The organism is Larkinella bovis, assembly GCF_042655385.1.
GTDB classification, from domain to species: Bacteria; Bacteroidota; Bacteroidia; order Cytophagales; family Spirosomataceae; genus Larkinella; species Larkinella bovis.
In genome coordinates this window covers 39,135-57,074 of record NZ_JBHSMA010000013.1, presented here as the reverse complement: position 1 = coordinate 57,074, position 17,940 = coordinate 39,135, and the positions used below count along the sequence as shown (strand labels likewise).

At 54.3% G+C, this 17,940-nt stretch carries 13 protein-coding genes; 6 read left to right on the top strand and 7 right to left on the bottom strand.

All coding sequences use genetic code 11. The features are described from left to right. Positions 1-32: 32 nt before the first annotated feature. From ACFPMF_RS24455 to ACFPMF_RS24435, 5 genes are all read right to left on the bottom strand, one after another. Positions 33-1,739, bottom strand: a complete 1,707-nt coding sequence (locus tag ACFPMF_RS24455; RefSeq protein ID WP_379850073.1) for an AMP-binding protein — start codon at positions 1,737-1,739, stop codon at positions 33-35. Positions 1,740-2,040: 301 nt separating this feature from the next. Further along, positions 2,041-3,024, bottom strand: a complete 984-nt coding sequence (gene argC / locus ACFPMF_RS24450) for an N-acetyl-gamma-glutamyl-phosphate reductase (protein ID WP_379850071.1) — start codon at positions 3,022-3,024, stop codon at positions 2,041-2,043. Next, positions 3,021-4,271 (bottom strand): glycosyltransferase family 4 protein, encoded by a 1,251-nt coding sequence (locus ACFPMF_RS24445; RefSeq protein ID WP_379850069.1) that lies wholly within the window; start codon positions 4,269-4,271, stop codon positions 3,021-3,023. The genes argC and ACFPMF_RS24445 overlap by 4 nt, the downstream gene beginning before the upstream one ends. A 77-nt stretch (positions 4,272-4,348) precedes the next feature. Next, positions 4,349-5,557, bottom strand: a complete 1,209-nt coding sequence (locus tag ACFPMF_RS24440) for an argininosuccinate synthase (protein WP_379850067.1) — start codon at positions 5,555-5,557, stop codon at positions 4,349-4,351. Positions 5,558-5,716: 159 nt separating this feature from the next. Continuing rightward, on the bottom strand, positions 5,717-6,424 hold the full coding sequence (locus ACFPMF_RS24435) for a GNAT family N-acetyltransferase (protein WP_379850065.1): 708 nt from the start codon (positions 6,422-6,424) through the stop codon (positions 5,717-5,719). A gap of 362 nt (positions 6,425-6,786) precedes the next feature. Here ACFPMF_RS24435 and aat point away from each other — a divergent pair, with 362 nt between their 5' ends. The 5 genes from aat to tnpA all read left to right on the top strand — a co-directional run bounded on the left by aat (position 6,787) and on the right by tnpA (position 11,452). Continuing rightward, positions 6,787-7,413 carry a leucyl/phenylalanyl-tRNA--protein transferase gene (gene aat / locus ACFPMF_RS24430; protein WP_379850063.1) on the top strand — a complete coding sequence of 209 codons (627 nt, stop codon included), beginning with the start codon at positions 6,787-6,789 and terminating at the stop codon, positions 7,411-7,413. 147 nt (positions 7,414-7,560) lie between these two features. Further along, on the top strand, positions 7,561-8,589 hold the full coding sequence (gene proB / locus ACFPMF_RS24425; protein ID WP_379850061.1) for a glutamate 5-kinase: 1,029 nt from the start codon (positions 7,561-7,563) through the stop codon (positions 8,587-8,589). Positions 8,590-8,604: 15 nt separating this feature from the next. Further along, a complete protein-coding gene (locus ACFPMF_RS24420) occupies positions 8,605-9,855 on the top strand; it encodes a glutamate-5-semialdehyde dehydrogenase (protein WP_379850059.1) in 1,251 nt (416 codons plus the stop codon). 123 nt (positions 9,856-9,978) lie between these two features. Further along, complete coding sequence (locus tag ACFPMF_RS24415; protein ID WP_379850057.1) at positions 9,979-10,953, top strand: sterol desaturase family protein; 975 nt, start codon at positions 9,979-9,981, stop codon at positions 10,951-10,953. A 40-nt stretch (positions 10,954-10,993) separates the two neighbouring features. Beyond that, positions 10,994-11,452 (top strand): IS200/IS605 family transposase, encoded by a 459-nt coding sequence (gene tnpA / locus ACFPMF_RS24410; protein WP_379850055.1) that lies wholly within the window; start codon positions 10,994-10,996, stop codon positions 11,450-11,452. A 174-nt stretch (positions 11,453-11,626) separates the two neighbouring features. Here tnpA and uvrA read toward each other — a convergent pair whose 3' ends face one another. Together uvrA and ACFPMF_RS24400 are read right to left on the bottom strand one after the other, a co-directional pair. Further along, the gene (uvrA, locus tag ACFPMF_RS24405) at positions 11,627-14,539 is read right to left on the bottom strand and encodes an excinuclease ABC subunit UvrA (RefSeq protein ID WP_379850053.1); all 2,913 of its coding nucleotides are present in this window, start codon (positions 14,537-14,539) and stop codon (positions 11,627-11,629) included. Positions 14,540-14,641: 102 nt separating this feature from the next. After that, positions 14,642-15,721, bottom strand: a complete 1,080-nt coding sequence (locus tag ACFPMF_RS24400) for a 2Fe-2S iron-sulfur cluster-binding protein (protein WP_379850051.1) — start codon at positions 15,719-15,721, stop codon at positions 14,642-14,644. A 136-nt stretch (positions 15,722-15,857) separates the two neighbouring features. On the opposite strand from ACFPMF_RS24400, the gene ACFPMF_RS24395 reads away from it, so the two are divergent. Beyond that, a complete protein-coding gene (locus tag ACFPMF_RS24395; protein WP_379850049.1) occupies positions 15,858-17,786 on the top strand; it encodes a hypothetical protein in 1,929 nt (642 codons plus the stop codon). Positions 17,787-17,940: the final 154 nt, after the last annotated feature.

Sequence of the window (17,940 nt, the reverse complement as noted above, 5' to 3'; positions counted from 1 at the left end):
AAAAGAAAAGCGGTTTTTCAACCGCTCATCGTTTACTTTTTATTCCGTTTGGCGAGTTCCTCGTCGCGTAACGGCCGTCGCAGGATTTTTCCGACGTTGCTTTTGGGCAGCTCCGTCCGGAATTCGATGTGGCGCGGCCGCTTGTAATTGGTCAACTGGTCTTTGCTGTATTTGAGAATATCCTCCGCCGTCAGGTTCTGATCTTTCTTTACCACGAAAATCTTGACGGCTTCCGTCGATTTCTCGTCGGGAACGCCAATGCAGGCTACTTCCAGCACTCCCGGGCAACGGGCGATTACCTCCTCGATTTCGTTGGGATACACATTGAAGCCCGACACCAGAATCATGTCCTTCTTGCGGTCGACGATCCGGAAAAAACCGTCTTCGTCCATCACGCCAATATCGCCGGTTTTAAACCAGCCATCCTCCAGCACTTGGGCGGTTTCGTCGGGGCGGTTGTAATAACCGGGAAACACCTGCGGCCCCTTCGCCCAGATTTCACCGGGCATCCCCATAGGGGCTTCGTTGCCGTCTTCCTGCATGATTTTCAGGTCGGTGCTGGGCAGTGGCAGTCCAATCGTACCCAGGCGGGCTCTACCGTCGCAGGGATTCGAGGTCAGGATGGGAGAGGTCTCCGAAAGCCCGTAGCCTTCCGAAATGGTCACACCAGTCAGTTGTTTCCAGCGTTCGGCCACCGCGCTTTGCAACGCCATACCACCGGCCGATGAAATCTGGAGGTGGCTGAAGTCGACTTCGTTGATCCGGGGGTGATTCAACAGCCCGTTGTACAGCGTGTTGAGGCTGACAAACATGTGAAATTTATACTTCTTCAGTTCGTCGATGAACGCGTTCATATCACGCGGATTGGTGATCAGGACGTTCATACAGCCACTTTTGAGGGCCAGCATGGCGTTCACCGTCAGGGCGTAAATATGGTACAGCGGCAACGGCGTGATCATGATACACTGATCGGCTTTCAGCCGGTCGATCTGCATCCAGTAGCTACCCGCTTCGGTATTGGCAATGATGTTCCGATGCGTCAGGGCGGCTCCTTTTGAGACACCGGTCGTACCACCGGTATACTGCACAAACGCCAGATCGGACCCCACCAGTGCTACTTTCTGTAAGGTATGGCGGCTTCCCCGGTTCAGGGCGTCGCTGAGCGAAACCGCCCGGGGCAGGTGATACGCCGGAACCATTTTCTTGACGTATTTCACCACGGCGTTGACAACCAGCTTCTTGGGGAATCCGAGCAGGTCGCCAATCTGGGTAACGATGACGTGCTTGATGTCCGTCTGATCGATGATCTTCTCCAGGTTGGCCGCAAAATTGGCGAGGATGATAATGGCCTTGGCACCCGAATCCTTGAACTGGTGCTGCATTTCCCGGGGTGTATACAGCGGATTGGTGTTGACTACTACCAGGCCCGCCCGCAAAATGCCGAAAATAGCCACGGGATATTGGAGTAAATTCGGCATCTGGATGGCCACCCGGTCGCCTTTTTGCAGTTTCAGCTCGTTTTGGAAGTAAGCGGCCAGGTGTCCGGATAGCGTGTAGATCTCCCGGAAACTCAGCTTTTTATCCATGTTGGCATAGGCGGGCCGGTCGGCGTATTTTTGACACCCTTCGTCGATCAATTCAACGAGGGAGGGATAGGCATCGGAGTTTATGTCGGCAGGAACACCTTCCGGGTAGTGCTTTAACCAGGGATACGGTTTTGCCGTTGAGGTTGCTGTCATGGGTTTATAATGTTTTTTGTAAAAATAAGACAAATCTACAAACTGCCTAGGTGCCTACCGTCTAAAGTCGGTGTTTTAAGGGAACGACGAATCGAAAAGTTGGGAAGGAGTCTAACCTACTCAAAGGTAAAAGCCTACCGTATGGGCAGCTAGGCGGAGTCGATAACTGGCGGGAGGCAGTAAACAAATACCGCGAAAGAATGGGCAGGAAGTGGAAAACCTGGAGGAGAAAAGGCGGTTTTACCCGTAAACGATGAGGATAAAACCGCCTTTTCGGACGAATGAGCAAGTCTTGTGACGCTTAAAACGCTACGGCTTTCAATCGAAGACCGGCCTCTTCCGGCAAACCGAACGCCAAGTTCAGATTCTGGACGGCATGGCCCGAAGCGCCTTTGGTCAGGTTGTCGATAATGCTGGTGATCAACAATTGACCGTCGTGCTTTTCGAGGTGAATCAGGCACTTGTTCGTATTTACAACCTGCTTGACGTCTACCGGCGTGCTGCTCAGGTGCGTAAACGGATGCCCGGCATAATACGTCTCGAAAAGCTGACGGGCTTCCTCCAGACTTCCGGCGTAAGGCGTATAGACATTGGCCATGATGCCGCGCGTAAAATCGCCCCGGTACGGCACAAAATGAATGGGCTGGTCAAAACCGGGCTGCAAGCTCGTCAGACTCTGGCGAATCTCCTTCAGGTGCTGGTGCGTAAAGGCTTTGTAAATCGAGACGTTGTTGTTCCGCCAGGTGAAATGGGTGGTGGCGCTCAGCGACTGCCCCGCCCCGGTCGAACCGGTGATGGCGCTCACCTGCACCGCGTCGGTTAGCAAACCGGCCTGTGCCAGCGGCAGCAACGCCAGTTGAATGCTGGTCGCAAAACACCCCGGATTGGCAATTTTGGTGGCGGTCCGGATGCGTTCGCGTTGCAACTCGGGCAAACCGTACACAAAACCGTTCGATTCATCCCGGAAATCCGTGCTCAGGTCAATCACTTTGAGGGTGTCCGGAACCGGGTTTTCGGCCAGGAACTTCGCGGATTCGCCGTGGCCCGAGCAAAGAAAAATGGCCGAAAGCCCGGCCTGTTGCACCAGTGCGCGGGTATCGTCGCCGGAAAAGGTCAAGTCCGTATCGCCCAGCAAATCCGTGTGGGTACTGTAAACCGGCTTGCCCGCCTGGCTTTTACTATGGACAAATGCAATCTGTACGTTGGGGTGATTGAGCAGAATTCGCAGTAATTCGCCCCCCGTGTAACCGGCTCCGCCGATAATACCAATTGTAATCGAATTCATAAGGTCTGATAGAGCCTGATGTGCTCGTTAGTGAAACGTTCCCAGGAGAACAATTGTGCCCGTTGGCGGGCTTTAGTTGCTAATTCGTTCCGCAAGTCGGCCGAACCGACCACGTTCAGGATGGCCTGTTTCAGGGCGTCGGCGTCGGTGGGTGACACCTGAATGGCCGCGTCGCCAACGACCTCGGGCAGCGAGGAAACATTCGAGGTAATGACCGGCAAACCGCATTGCATGGCTTCCAGCGGAGGTAAGCCGAAGCCTTCAAACAGCGACGGATACACAAACGCCAGCGCCCCGGAATAAATAGCGGCCAGGTCTTCATCGGGTACAAAACCGGTGAAAACCAGCCGGGAGCGAATCGCTTCCTGCTTCGCTAGTTCGCCCAGCACCTGATCCATTTTCCAGCCTTTTGTTCCCACCAGGGCCAGTTTGACGTCAGCCGGTAACGCCCCGCTTTCGACCAGTTCCACGAAGCACCGGATGAGGTGATCGAGGTTTTTGCGGGGTTCGAGGGTGGCCAGACTGAGCAAATACGGCTCATGGCCCAACCCAAACCGCTGCCGGATGATTTTGGCCCGCTCCTGATCGGTTAACGGGTAAAACAAATCTGGAGATGCCGCCAGGTGAATCGGCCGGACGCGGTCGGGATCAAAACCGGTGAACTGGCAAAAATCCGCTTTTGTCGCTTCCGAAACCGTGACTACCCAGGCATCCAGTGGTAAGGTTGTCAGCGCATCTTTAACGGCTCGTTCCCCGGCTGGAAACCATTCCGGATGATGAAGCGGAATCAGATCGTGTACCGTCAACACCTTGCGGACGTGTGGCATCCGGGCAATATCCGCGGGAATGGCAAAAAAAGGCGAATGGTAAATGGCGCCGGCTGGTAAACGAGCCGCCGAAAACCGGGCCTGGTCGGCCTTCAGGGCTTTCCGACTGCGGTAAAAAAGCTCCCGAACGATTTTTGACGGCAGGCTCTGGGGCGCAAACGGGTTAAGTAACGCATTTTCAAACGCAGCCCAGGCCTGTTCAATCGACCGGTTAACCAGCAAAGGAGCCTGACTCCCAAACGTTTCCCGGGCGTACCGCAGTGTTTCGGCCGGGTGCGTCGGAGCCGCCAGCGAAAGCTGAACCTGTTTCGATTCCAGCAATCCTTTGATCAGTTGCTCGGCGACCCGGCTGACCCCCGTTTTGGCCTGACGGTGGTAAAAACCGATTCCCGGCAAGCTGGCGTCAATAATTACGTTCAACGGCGTTTGAGTTATGAGTTAAGAATGAAGAGTTATGAGTTAATGCGTCAGCCAACTCATAACTCTTCATTCTTACCTCATCCTTGATTATTGGCTTCTTTTACTTTTTCGTAAATCATTACCTGATTCGACATGACTTTGGAGAAACCGCGTACGTCGTCGCCCGTCCAGGCGTTGTTCATTTCGCCGTAGCTGCCGAAGGTCGATGACATCAGGTCGAACGGCGATTCGATCCCCAGCACCTGGAACCGGTAGGGTGCCAGCAGCACGTGCACTTTGCCCGTGACGTGGCCTTGCGTGTCGGCCAGGAACGTCTCGATGTTCCGCATCACCGGATCGAGGAACTGGCCTTCGTGCAGCATCGTGCCGTACCAGTTCGCCATCTGGTCTTTCCAGTATTGCTGCCACTTGGTCAGGACGTGTTTCTCGATGGCGTGGTGGGCTTTGAGAATGATGAGCGGAGCCGGTGCTTCAAAACCGACCCGGCCTTTGATGCCGATGATGGTGTCGCCTACGTGAATGTCGCGTCCGATGCCAAACGGTCCGGCCAGTTCGGTCAGTTGCTGAATGGCCTGAATCGGATCGCCGACGGGTTCGGCACCAATGCCTTGCAGTTCTCCTTTTTCGAAGTGCAGCGTAATTTGCTCCGGTTCGGTTTTGGTCACCTGCGTCGGCCAGGCCGATTCGGGCAGAAAACCGTGTGATGTCAGTGTTTCGCGACCGCCCACCGACGTGCCCCACAAGCCTTTGTTGATGGAGTAAGCCGCTTTGTGCCATTCCTGCTCCACGCCTTTCGATTTCAGGTATTCGATTTCCGCTTCGCGCGAAAGCCGCAGGTCGCGGATCGGTGTAATAATTTCGGCTTCGGGCGCGATGATCCGGAACGCCATATCGAACCGTACCTGGTCGTTACCCGCGCCGGTGCTGCCGTGCGCAATGGCGTTGGCCCCGATGCTTTTGGCATATTCGGCCACGGCAATGGCCTGGAAAATCCGCTCGGCACTGACGCTCAGGGGGTACGTATTGTTTTTCAGGATGTTACCGTATACCAGGTACTTCAGGCATTGCTGGTAATAATCGTTGGTTTTGGCAATAGCAGCGTGACTTTTTACGCCCAGCGAATACGCCCGGGCTTCGATGGCTTTCAGTTCGTCTTCGGAAAAACCGCCGGTATCGACCAGCACCGAATAGATTTCGTACCCCAGATCTTCGGACAGGTATTTGACACAAAACGAGGTGTCGAGACCTCCGCTAAATGCAAGAACTACTTTTTTTTGTTGAGACATCACAATGAACTATGGAACGTATGGAAAAATTGGCGACGGGTTAAATTCCCCTGACGCGCTACGCTGCGCGTTTGGCTCAGGGCGCAAAAATAGAAAATCCCTTCCAGCGAACCGCCGAAAGGGACTTAAAATCACTTGACTACCAAGTAGAATGACTTATTACCCGACGGTTTCCAGCTCGCGCTCGGGTTTCCTCGTCCGGGGACGATCCTGAAAACGCATCAGAATACGCTGTTTGATGCGCATCCAGCGTTCGTAGAGCTTCGACTCTTTCAGGAAATTCCATTTCTCGGTTTTCTCCGTTTTTTTATGCTGCTCCGGATCGTAAAGCATGCCCGTACACAAGCAATGCTTCCGGTTCGTCCGGGTCAGAATGTCGTAGTTGACGCAACTCGAACACCCCTTCCAGAAGGCATCATCTGCCGGTAACTCGCTAAGAGTTACGGGCTCATAACCCAGGTCGGAATTTATTTTCATGACCGCCAGGCTCGTCGTCAAACCGATGATTTTGGCGTCGGGGTATTTTCGGCGCGACAGCTTGAAGGCCTCGTTTTTGATGCGGGTCGCAATCCCGCTCTTGCGGTGCTCCGGATGGACGATCAGCCCCGAATTAGCCACAAATTTGCCGTGCTGCCAGGTTTCGATGTAACAGAAACCCACCCACTCGCCGGTATTGGTGGTGGCGACAATTGCCTTGCCTTCCAGCATTTTTTCCATCAGGTACAAAGGCGAGCGTTTGGCAATACCCGTACCCCGCGCCTTGGCGCTTTCTTCCATTTCCTTGCAGATCGTTTCGGCCAGTTGAAGGTGGTTTTCGTCAGCGACCTGCACTATGTATGAAGTATCGTTGTTTACGTCGGGAATCATCGTCGTTTGATCGAAAGAATGAACCTGGTTCCGGCAGTTAACCGGTTCGGTTGGGATCAAAAAGTTTGTTGAAAAAGTAAAAAATCAGGGGGTGAGCCGCAGGGGCAGAGGTTTACCGCATAGGCAAACAGGTAGGTCGGGTCCTTTCGGACCTAAACCGGAATGGCGTTGTGTGGTAGAATGTCGGTATGTAGACAGGTGTTGCCATTTTTAAGAGTGCCAAAAAGCGGGACAATGATAAAGGAATTGTTCCGATTGTGCAATATCATAACGAAAAATTTGAGCAAATGTTCCTTCGGCTCTTCATTTTTTCGCTAACGATATTTTTATACATTTGTTATGAGACCTTTTCGTTACGCTGCATGTACCGCCTGTCTTCCGATGACTTGATTTATGGCTACATTAATGGGATTTTTCCGATGGCCGATACGGACAATACGCTCTATTGGTATTCGCCCGACCCCCGCGCCATCATTCCGCTGGATACTTATCAGCCCGCCAGATCGCTCCGGCCGATTCTGAATAAAAATACATTCGAGATTCGGATAAATGCTGATTTTGAGCAGGTTATGCGCTATTGCGCCCTGCCCCGTTCCGAGAGCGATGGCACCTGGATTTCCGATGAGATCATCGAAGCTTACACCGAACTGCATCAGATGGGAATGGCCCACAGCGTCGAAACGTACCTGGATAATCAACTCGTCGGCGGGTTGTACGGGGTGGCAATCGGGGCGGTTTTTTTTGGAGAGTCCATGTTTTATCGCGTACCAAATGCTTCGAAAGTAGCGTTTCATTACCTGATCGAAATCTTGCGAAAACAACATTTTGAGCTACTTGATACCCAGTTTATCAACGATAATGTCCGGCGGTTTGGCGCGATCGAAATTCCCCGTCCGGAATACATGAAACTTCTGAAGCAGTCACTTCCCAAAAAAACACAATTTGCCGAACCCGTATTGGCTAATTTGTTGAAAGATCGCCCGCATTAATTGTTTCGTACCTGACAAAGACGGTTTTTCGGATTTCAAAAGTCAGCCGATGGGTCGGGCCTGAATAATCTTTTGTATTTTCGCCCCTTCTTTCACTTCATCGCGGACGAGAGGCATCCATTCGTAGTATTAATTCCCGTTTAAAGCGTGTCTGTTTTAGTTATTAAATTCGGTACGGCATCGATTACCCTGCCGGACGGTTCGCTGAATGAAGCCGTGATTGCCGACATTGCCCGGCAGGTCGCCGAACTGCGTCGTTCGTACCACATTGTGCTGGTGTCGTCGGGAGCGGTGGGCGCCGGAAAAGGGCTGATCGAAGGCTACCGGGGCGATATGGCCCAGCGAAAAGCGGCTGCCGCCGTGGGTAATTTATTGTTACTAAATGTTTATAACCGGTATTTCTCCCAATACAACATCCCCATTGCCCAAACCCTCTGCGAACGCCATCATTTCGCCGACCGGCAGCAGTTTCTGCAACTGAAGGAAACCGTACAGGAGTTGTGGAAAAATGGCATTATTCCCATTGCCAACGAAAACGACGTGGTGAGCGACCGTGAGCTGAAGTTTTCCGATAACGACGAACTGGCGACGCTGATGGCCGTCGGGTTTGGTGCTTCAACGCTGATGCTCTGTACATCGGTGGGCGGTTTACTGGACGAAACCGGCCACATCGTTCCAACGGTTAAGCAGGTTGATGAATCCATCTTTAGCGTGGTGCGGAACGAAAAATCGGCGCTGGGGCTCGGTGGCATGGCCTCCAAGCTGACCTTTGCCAAACTGGCAACCCGCATGGGCATCCGGGTAACAATTTTTGGCCTGAAACAACCCGACGGTATCCTGCGGGCATTGCGGGGCGAAACCGGCACAGCGTTTAAACCGCAGCAGAGTACGCCCACGGCGCGGCAGCGGTGGCTGGCCAGTGGCAGCCTGACGGCGGGTGTATTGCGGGTCGATGCGGGGGCGGTGGCGGCTCTGGGCCGCCGGAACAGTTTGCTGGCCGTTGGTGTTCGAACGGTGGAAGGTGAGTTTGAGGCCGGTGAAGTCGTCGAAATCTGTGACGAAACCGGCACGGCAGTGGCCGTAGCCCGGGCGCGGCTGTCGTCGGCTCAATTGCTGGGGCAGCTGAATCAGCAGAATGTGGAAGTGGCAAATGCCAACGATATTGTACTTTTGTAAAAATACCGCGTAAATATGAATGCAGTAACTCCTCTCCTTCAGGAAACAAAGTTCGCTTCGGCAGCCGTCCGGCGCTTATCGGCCGGCCAGAAAACCGCCCTGCTGAACCGGCTGGCGGATGTGGTTTTCGAAAATACGAAAGCCATTCTGGTTGAAAATCAGAAAGATCTGGATGCGATGCCGGATACGGACCCGAAGAAGGATCGCTTGCTGCTGAACGAAAAACGGATTGGTGATCTGGTGGAAAGCCTGCGGGTGGTGGCTCAATTGCCCGATCCCGGCGGGGCGGTTTTGCTGGAACGAACCATCGAACAGGGGGTGCAGCTGCGGAAGCTGGCCGTGCCGCTGGGCGTGGTGGGGGTGATTTACGAATCACGGCCCAACGTGACGCTGGACGTGGCCTCGCTCTGCCTGCGGTCGGGAAATGCCTGTGTCCTGAAAGGTGGCAAGGAAGCGCATCAGTCCAACCTGGCGCTGGTCGGCCTGATTCAGAAGGTGCTGACCGAATTTGATATACCCGCAGCCGCCGTGACGCTGATGCCTCCTGATCGGGCGGTGGTCAACGAATTGCTGACGGCTACGCGCTACATCGATATCATTATTCCGCGCGGGTCGGATTCGCTGATTCAGTACGTCCGGCAAAACTCGCTGGTACCCACCATCGAAACCGGCGCGGGCGTGTGCCATACGTATGTGGAACGAACGGCGGATCTGGTCAAGGCCCGCGATATTGTCGTGAATGCCAAGGTGTCGCGTCCATCCGTCTGTAATTCATTGGATTGCGTGGTGGTCGATCAGGCCGTCGCCGACGATTTCCTGCCGATGCTGGTGGACGATTTTATCAAATGGGATGTGGAGGTGTTTGCCGACGAGGAAGCGTTTCGCGTGCTGGCATCCGTCGATTTTCCGGCGCTGCAACGGGCGGAACTGAGTGATTTTGGCCGGGAGTTTCTGGATTACAAGTGCGCGATCAAGGTTGTTGCGGATCTCGACGAGGCTTTATCGCACATCCAGGCGTATTCGTCGCGCCATTCCGAAGCGATTGTTTCCCGCGATCCGGCGGCCATCGACCGGTTTCTGAACGAAGTTGATGCGGCTGCGGTGTACGCCAATGCGTCGACCCGGTTTACGGACGGTGGCGTGTTCGGGCTGGGTGCTGAAATCGGGATCTCGACGCAAAAACTGCACGCCCGCGGCCCATTCGCGCTGGAGAAGCTGGTGACGGAAAAATGGGTCGTGGTGGGTGACGGTCAGGTGCGTTGGTAAGTTCGGATTACTTTTGTAGTTTCGAAGGATCGTACTCATTTTTAATTATTTTCTAATCGAGAATCCGATCCATGCGGGTTCCCGATGCGTTAACTTGCACCGTAGTCATCGTAACTTAAGAAAATGGTTGAGTACCGGGAATCTCTATTATTGTTGATTTCTACTCCTCTATACGCGCTGGTCATTGGCGCTGAGGTGCTGTTCAGCTATCTGCACCAAAAACCGTATTATTCCGTTAAGGGTATTCTTCAGAACTGCTACCTGACCCTGCTCAATATGGGGCTTGATTTGCTGGTGCGCGGTTTTTACGTGGGGGTGCTGGTCTGGGTTTATCAATACCGCATCCTGGAACTGACGAATCCGTGGATCTACTGGCCTCTGCTGCTGATTCTGGAGGATTTTGCATTTTACTGGCTGCACCGTGTCGATCACTTCTGTCGTTTATTCTGGGCCGTTCACGTCACCCACCACTCTTCCGAAGAATTTAACCTGACGGTTGGCTTCCGTTCGTCGGTGATGCAACCGCTGTACCGGTTTGTTTACTTTCTGCCGCTGGCCTGGCTGGGTTTCCGGGCCGAGGATATTGTATTCATGTATTCGGCGACGCAGATTTATGGCATTATTGTTCATACCCAATACGTTGGTAAACTCGGTTTTCTGGAATGGTTTCTGGTGACGCCCTCGCACCACCGCGTTCACCATGCGTCGAACGTTCGCTACCTCGACCGCAACATGGGCATGATGTTCATCATCTGGGACCGGCTGTTTGGGACGTTCGCGGAAGAAGTACCCGGCGACCCGGTTCGGTACGGCCTGACAACCAACCTCACCGATCATTCGCCTGCCAATCTGGTTCTGCACGAATGGAAAAAGCTCCTTGCCGACCTTCGTATGCCCGGACCGTTCCGGCAGAAAGTAAATTATTTGCTGGCTCCGCCCGGCTGGAGCCACGATGGCCGGAGCCAGACCGCCGATGAAATGCGGCAGGAGCTGGGGTTAGGTGAAGCCCCTTCGGCCATGAATCGGCTGGCGGATGAGTTTCCGCCGTTTCCGGAAGTAGAAAATTTCCAAACCGCCCCCTCTGAAGTGACCAAATAGGAAGTTTGTCGTCCATGGAAGGAACGATTGCGAACGCCCTATGTCACATTCCAAAACCAAAACCTGGATTCATGCGGTTTTTTCCACGAAAAACCGTCAGCCGCTGATTCGGAAAACGGTTCGACGTGCCATTCACCAACTGATTCGGCAGCAACTGATCGATCAGAGCTGTTACCTTGATAGCCTGAACAGCGTTGATGACCATGTACACCTTCTGTTTTTGCTGAATCCCCAACGGTTGGTTGCCGAGGTGGTGAAGCACGTCAAAGGGAGCAGTTCGCACGAAATCAATCGTCAAAATCTGATTCCGGAGCAATTTGTGTGGCAAACCGGGTATGGTGCGTTTTCCGGCAGCGAATCCCAGGTCGAACGGGTGCGCCAGTACATTGCCCATCAGGAAGAACACCACCAGAAACTAACGTTCGCGGAAGAATACCACCAATTCCTGAACTTCCACGGTTTATCAGGGGAGGAGAATGGAGAGGTGGGGAACCGTTAAAAGGGTTTTGGTAAAAACGATGAATCCGGTTTCGCATTCCCTTAAACGGACAAAGCGCCAAAATTGGCCCTTTATCAGCCCACCGCTAAAGCAGGGGCTGATAAAGAGTAATTCGCGGTTATTTAATTTAAATCAATAATCAGGGGTACAGCCCAGTGAGTGCACAAAACCGTTTCAACGGTTTCCGTTTCCGGCCAGCTCCAGCGCCAGAAACTTTCCGGTATAACTGCCTTTGGCTTTGGCGACTTTTTCCGGTGGCCCTTCGGCGATGATTTGACCACCTTTGTTACCGCCTTCGGGTCCCAAGTCGATGACATGGTCAGACACTTTGATCACATCAAGGTTGTGTTCGATGATCAACACCGTGTTGCCCTTGTCAGCCAGTTTGTTGAGCACATCCAGCAGGTGGGAAATGTCCTGAAAATGCAGGCCCGTGGTCGGTTCGTCGAGGATGTACAGGGTTTTGCCGGTATCCTTTTTCGATAGTTCTTCCGCCAGTTTCACCCGTTGCGCTTCCCCGCCCGACAGTGTCGTCGCGTGCTGGCCGAGCGTAATGTAACCCAGGCCGACATCGTTGAGTGTCTGGACTTTCCGCAGGATTTTGGGTTGGCTGGTGAAAAACTCCAGCGCCTGTTCGACGGTCATATCCAGCACATCGGCGATGGATTTGCCCTTGAAACGAACTTCCAGCGTTTCGCGGTTGAAGCGTTTGCCCTTGCAGGTTTCGCACATGACGTGCACGTCCGGCAAAAACTCCATTTCAATTTTCTTCATTCCCGCGCCTTCGCACTCCTCGCAGCGGCCGCCCTTGACATTGAACGAAAACCGCCCCGGTTTGTAGCCCCGGATTTTGGCTTCGGGCAGTTCGGCAAACAGGCTGCGGATGTCGGAGAACATGCCCGTGTAGGTCGCCGGGTTGGAGCGCGGTGTTCGGCCAATGGGCGATTGATCCACCTCGATGACTTTGTCCAGGTATTCCAGCCCGTCCACCGATTTGAACGGCAACGCTTCCCGCTTCGATTTATAAAAATGCTTGTTCAAAACCGGAAACAGCGTTTCGTGAATCAGGGACGACTTGCCGCTGCCCGAAACGCCCGTGATGCAAACCATCTGTCCCAGTGGCAGTTTTAACGTCACGTTCTTCAGGTTATGACCGGTAGCGCCTTTTATAACGAGCTGGTGACCATTGCCCATGCGTCGTTCTTGCGGTACTTCGATGGCCCGGCGGCCGCTCAGGTAAGCGGCTGTCGTGCTGCCGTTGCTCAGGAATTGCTCGGGCGTTCCGGCACCGACCACCTGCCCGCCGTGCCGACCAGCACCCGGCCCGATGTCCAGAATAAAATCCGACTCGAGCATCATGTCCTTGTCGTGTTCGACCACCAGAACCGTATTGCCCAGATCGCGCAGGTTTTTCAGCGAATCGATCAGTTTTACGTTGTCGCGCTGGTGCAAACCAATGCTGGGTTCGTCCATAATATACAGAACACCAACGAGTTGGGTGCCAATCTGCGTAGCCAGTCGAATCCGTTGTGCTTCCCCGCCCGAGAGGGTCCGCAGCGGGCGGTCGAGCATCAGGTAATCCAGACCAATGTCCAGCAGAAAGCCGATCCGCTTGCGGATTTCCTTCAGAATTTCCTTGGCGATCACGTTCTGGCGGTCCGACAGGCGGTTTTCCAGCCCGGTCATCCAGTCGGCCAGTTCGGTAATGTCCATCCGGGCCAGTTCGGAAATATTCCTGTTATCGATCCGGAAATACAGCGATTCTTTTTTCAGACGAGCCCCCTCGCATTCGGGGCAGGTTTTCACTACTGTAAAATCCTTCAGCCACTCCTGAATCTTGTCGGAACGACCCGCCGAGTCGGCGGTTTCCTGCTGCCGTTTCAGGAACGTGATGACGCCCTCAAATTTGAAGTTGTAATAATCCTGCCGATCGTCGGTCCGACCCGGAAACTTCTTCGAAGGCATCGTGGCGTCTTCTTCGGTGCCGTAGAGCAGGGCGTGCAGCAGTTCCGGCGGGTATTTTTCTACCGGCGTTGTCAGGCTGAGTTTGTACTTTTTCAGAATGACTTCGATTTCGCGGAAAAACCAGAGTTCGCGGTATTCGCCCAGCGGGGCAATGGCGCCCCGGCTGATACTCAGGGATTTGTCGGGAATAACCGATTCTTCCGTAATCTCTTCAATGACACCCAACCCGTTGCAAACCGGGCAGGCCCCGTAGGGCGAGTTGAACGAAAACGTGTTGGGCGACGGCTCGTCGTAACTGATGCCCGATTCAGGGTCCATCAGGTTTTGGGAGAAATACGTCAGCTGGTTTTTATCGTCCAGAATCTGCATGGCTCCCTTGCCCTGTTTCAGGGCGGTTTGTACCGATTGGCTTAAACGATACCTATCCTCCGGTTTGGGAACAATCCGGTCGATGACGATCTCAATGTCGTGGACTTTGTACCGGTCGAGCTGCATTTTCGGCACAATGTCCTGCACTGTTCCGTCGACGCGCACTTTGGTGTAGCCCAGTTTGGCAATCTGCACGAACAATTCGCGGTAATGCCCTTTCCGCCCTTTGACAATCGGGGCCAAAAGCGTCAGTTTTTTGCCGGCATGGTGCGTCAGAATCGAATCAATGATCTGATCCTGCGATTGTCGTTCCATTTTTCGACCCGTCACGTAGGAGAACGCTTCACCGGCGCGGGCGTACAAAAGCCGCAGGAAGTCGTAAATCTCGGTGGTGGTGCCAACCGTCGAACGCGGGTTTTTGGAGGTGGTTTTCTGCTCGATGGAAATCACCGGACTCAGGCCGTTGATTTTATCCACGTCGGGCCGCTCCATGTTTCCGATGAACGAACGGGCGTAGGCTGAAAAACTTTCCATGTACCGGCGCTGTCCTTCGGCATAAATTGTATCGAACGCCAGCGAAGATTTGCCGCTGCCGCTGATGCCGGTTACCACCACCAGTTTATTCCGGGGAATCGTAACGTCAATATTTTTCAGGTTGTGTTCACGGGCACCTAATACCTCAATCTGTTCGTAGCCCGTCAGGTCAATATCAGTAAGCCCGGTGTTCCGGGCAGGGGTGTTGTTTTCTGTCACGTTGTGAAGGCCTTATTCTAAACTCTAACAGAAAATAAAGTTATGAAGTTTCGGGGAAACGAAACTAAAGCGAGGAATGGTTTGCCGAGGGCCGATCCGGGATTATACATCCAGCACGACGCCCTCGGAAGCCGGATAACCGGTGCAGGTCAGCACCCAGCCTGCGGCCAGATCATGGTCGGTCAGTACGTCGTTGATCGTCATGTGTACTTCGCCCGCTTTCAACCGGGCCGCGCAGCTCGAACACCTTCCTCCTTTGCAGCTATACGGCAATTGAACCCCGTGATCCAGTGCCGCCTGCAAAATGGATTTGTAGGCCGGAACGTCGATGTCGTATTCGGTGCCGCGAAACCGCAGCAGCATCCGGTGATCGTTGGCCAGTTCGGGTGGGGGCGTTCTGGTCACGGGTTCAATGACAAAATTTTCCTTTTTTATGGCGTCGAGTCGAATACCGGTATAAACCAGCGTGAACTGCACCATTCGCATGAACGGAAACGGCCCGCAGACGTACCACCGGGCAGCTGCCCGGTCAAACCGGATTAGGTCCGGCAGCATATTCTCCAGTAGCCAGTTGTTCAGCCGCCCGCGCCGGATATGGCCCGCTCGCTGCCAGTCGTCGGAGGGCTGGCTCAGGAGATGAATCAACTGAAACCGGTCCGGGTATTGTTTTCGTAAGGCTTCCAACTGGTCATAAAAAATGATGGTCCGTTCACTGGTGTTGCAGTCGAGGAGCGTAATGTGGCTTTTCGGTTCGTCGCGCAGCACCTGTTTCAGAATCCCGAACAGGGGGGCAATACCGCTGCCAGCGCCGATCAGGACAATGTCGCGCTGTCGTTCCGGGTCGGTTTCCAGCGTAAACCGGCCAGCCGGTGGTAAGCTGGTGAGAACATCGCCCACCCGCAGGTGATCGAGCAGATAGCGGGAAATCTCTCCGTTTTCCACCCGCTTGATAGTCAGACTTAACGGTTCCAAATCGTTGCCCGGCAAATCGTCGCCCGGCGTTGAGCTGAGCGAATACGACCGGCGGACTTCGTGGCCGAGGTGGTAGAACAATAAGGTCAGAAACTGCCCGGCCCGGTAGCGAATCCGCCGACCGTCGGTGGGTTGTAAAAGAAGCGTTCTGGTGTCGTGCGTTTCCTGAATTATTTCGGATACCCGAAGCTGGATCAATTCCTCGTTCATGCGAGCTTGTTAACTTTGTACGACTATCTGCAAACTTTCCGTTATGTTAGCGAACTTTGTCGTTGCAAACCGTTTGCGCAAAGTTCGTTAACTTGAAGGGAAAGAACACCACGTTGGAAGTTGAAACCACAGTTGCATGAATAAGTTTACGTTGTTGAGTGTCGTTTTGGGAGTGATGGCTATGGTGGCGATTGGCGCGTCGGAAACCGGGCAGCGACCGGGTCGGCGGCTTGTGCTGGCGGATACGCTCATCGAAATCAGGAAAGATACCTTGATTGAAAGATACCTGAAAGACAGCGCGTACAAAGCGATCTTCCGGCGCGACACCACGATGCGGATCGACTCGGCGGCTTTGCGGGCGCAGGCCGACAGCCATAAAGTGGCTTTGCCGGAAGTGCTGACCGGCGACCTGAACGGGTTGGCGGTTTGTGCCGGATCGCCGGTTTCGGTGCCCTATTCCTCCTCGGGCGGGCGGTTTTCGGCGGATAATCAGTTCGTTCTGCAACTGGTCGATGCGGCCGGAAAAGTAACTAACCTGAGCGAACCCGCGAAAGCCGGACCCTTCGGCAACGGCACGCTGGCGGGTGTCATTCCGGTCAGTATCCCAGCCGGGAGTCGGTACGGTTTGCGGGTATCGTCAACAAACCCGGTCGTCAACGGCACCTTGCAAAGTCTGCGGGTGCTGCCCGCACCCACGGCCCGGATCGAACTGGCCGACGGCAGCAATGCGGTGACGGTTTTGCCGGGGCAACCGGCGACGTTCCGGGTGGCGCTGAGCGGCCACGGCCCGTGGTCGTTTCTGCTGTCGGACGGCACGAAGGTGCAGAATACCATGACAACGCCGTATGAAATAACGGTTACCCCCGATAAACCCACGATATACAAAGTCGTCAATGTCAGTGGTCCGTGCGGCAGCGGTACGGTTTCCGGGGAGATTATCGTCAATGTAAACGAGAACCCGAATCCGGAGATTGCGATCAAAGTGCCAGCCGGGGGTTACCGGATCTGTACCGGAACGCCTTTTCAGGTCGCCTTTACGGCCACCGGGAAATACCAGACCGGGAACGGTTTTCTGGTCCAACTGGCCGACTCCACCGAGAACTGGACCACGATTTCGGGTGCTGGCACAGCGAGTCCGTTAGTGGCGCGGTTGCCATACGGTATTTCACCGAAAGGAGGGTATAAAATCCGGGTCGTGGCGACGGCACCAGCGATCAGCAGTACCAGTGAAAATCTGACGGTGGCCGCTCAGGCGGTGGCGGTGCTGCGCCGGGATACGGTGAAAATTGACGAAGGTAAAACCGCCGAACTCACCGTCGATTTCGGCGGTGGCGGACCGTGGTTTGTGCTGCTGTCGGATGGAACTTACGAAAACAATATTATTAAAAGTCCGCACACGATTCGGGTATCACCGAATAACCCGACGCCGTACGCCATCACCTCGGCGGGGGGCGCCTGCGGGGTGGGCGAATACAGCGGGCGGGCGTTTGTGAAGGTTAATATTCCGCCATCGACCATCAAGACGGGCAATTTATCGGCCCGCACCATTTGTCACGGTTCGGAAATTACCGTGCCGTTTACCACCGGAGGGCGGTTTTATGCGAATAATAAATTCATCGTGCAGGTGGCCGACACCAGCGGGCGGTTTGTTAACCTGGCGACGACTTATAAAGATGGGGTGCTGAAGTCGGTGATCAGTCCGGCTTATCTGAAAGATACGCTCAATACGGTGCGGTTACGGGTTTCCTCCACGAGTCCGGCGGTAGCCGGTTCCGAAACCACCATTAAGGTGCTGGCTCCGAATGTGAGCCAGGCTGTGGTCACGGGGGAAGGCACGATTCGGCCCGGCCAGACGTCAAAAGTGAGGGTTTCGTTTAAAAACGGGTTACCGCCCTGGTCTTTCGTGATGTCCGACGGCACGCAGGTGAACGGTACGTTTCTCAATCCGTACGTGCTGACAGTCGCGCCCACCAGTTCGACCGAGTACACCATTACCTCCCTGAATAGTTCCTGCGGAGCGGGGATTCCGATGGGCCGGGCGATGGTGATGGTGGAGCGGAATTAATGCCTGGCCGAATGACAAACTAATTCCCCTTTCTAAAAGCCCGGTGTAAAGCGTCGTCTTCCAGATTGGCCCCACCACTCTGCCTTGCTGATCAAGTAGGCGGGTAGTACTCAATCGCTACCGGAGAAGAAGTTGCGTTGTACGGCTATTACCC

Coding starts and splice junctions, on each gene's coding strand:
- argC (WP_379850071.1), bottom strand. CDS start 3,024: ATGAATTCGATTACAATTGGTATTATCGGCGGAGCCGGTTACACGGGG.
- ACFPMF_RS24395 (WP_379850049.1), top strand. CDS start 15,858: ATGAATAAGTTTACGTTGTTGAGTGTCGTTTTGGGAGTGATGGCTATG.
- ACFPMF_RS24420 (WP_379850059.1), top strand. CDS start 8,605: ATGAATGCAGTAACTCCTCTCCTTCAGGAAACAAAGTTCGCTTCGGCA.
- ACFPMF_RS24455 (WP_379850073.1), bottom strand. CDS start 1,739: ATGACAGCAACCTCAACGGCAAAACCGTATCCCTGGTTAAAGCACTAC.
- ACFPMF_RS24400 (WP_379850051.1), bottom strand. CDS start 15,721: ATGAACGAGGAATTGATCCAGCTTCGGGTATCCGAAATAATTCAGGAA.
- tnpA (WP_379850055.1), top strand. CDS start 10,994: ATGTCACATTCCAAAACCAAAACCTGGATTCATGCGGTTTTTTCCACG.
- ACFPMF_RS24435 (WP_379850065.1), bottom strand. CDS start 6,424: ATGATTCCCGACGTAAACAACGATACTTCATACATAGTGCAGGTCGCT.
- ACFPMF_RS24415 (WP_379850057.1), top strand. CDS start 9,979: ATGGTTGAGTACCGGGAATCTCTATTATTGTTGATTTCTACTCCTCTA.
- aat (WP_379850063.1), top strand. CDS start 6,787: ATGTACCGCCTGTCTTCCGATGACTTGATTTATGGCTACATTAATGGG.
- ACFPMF_RS24440 (WP_379850067.1), bottom strand. CDS start 5,557: ATGTCTCAACAAAAAAAAGTAGTTCTTGCATTTAGCGGAGGTCTCGAC.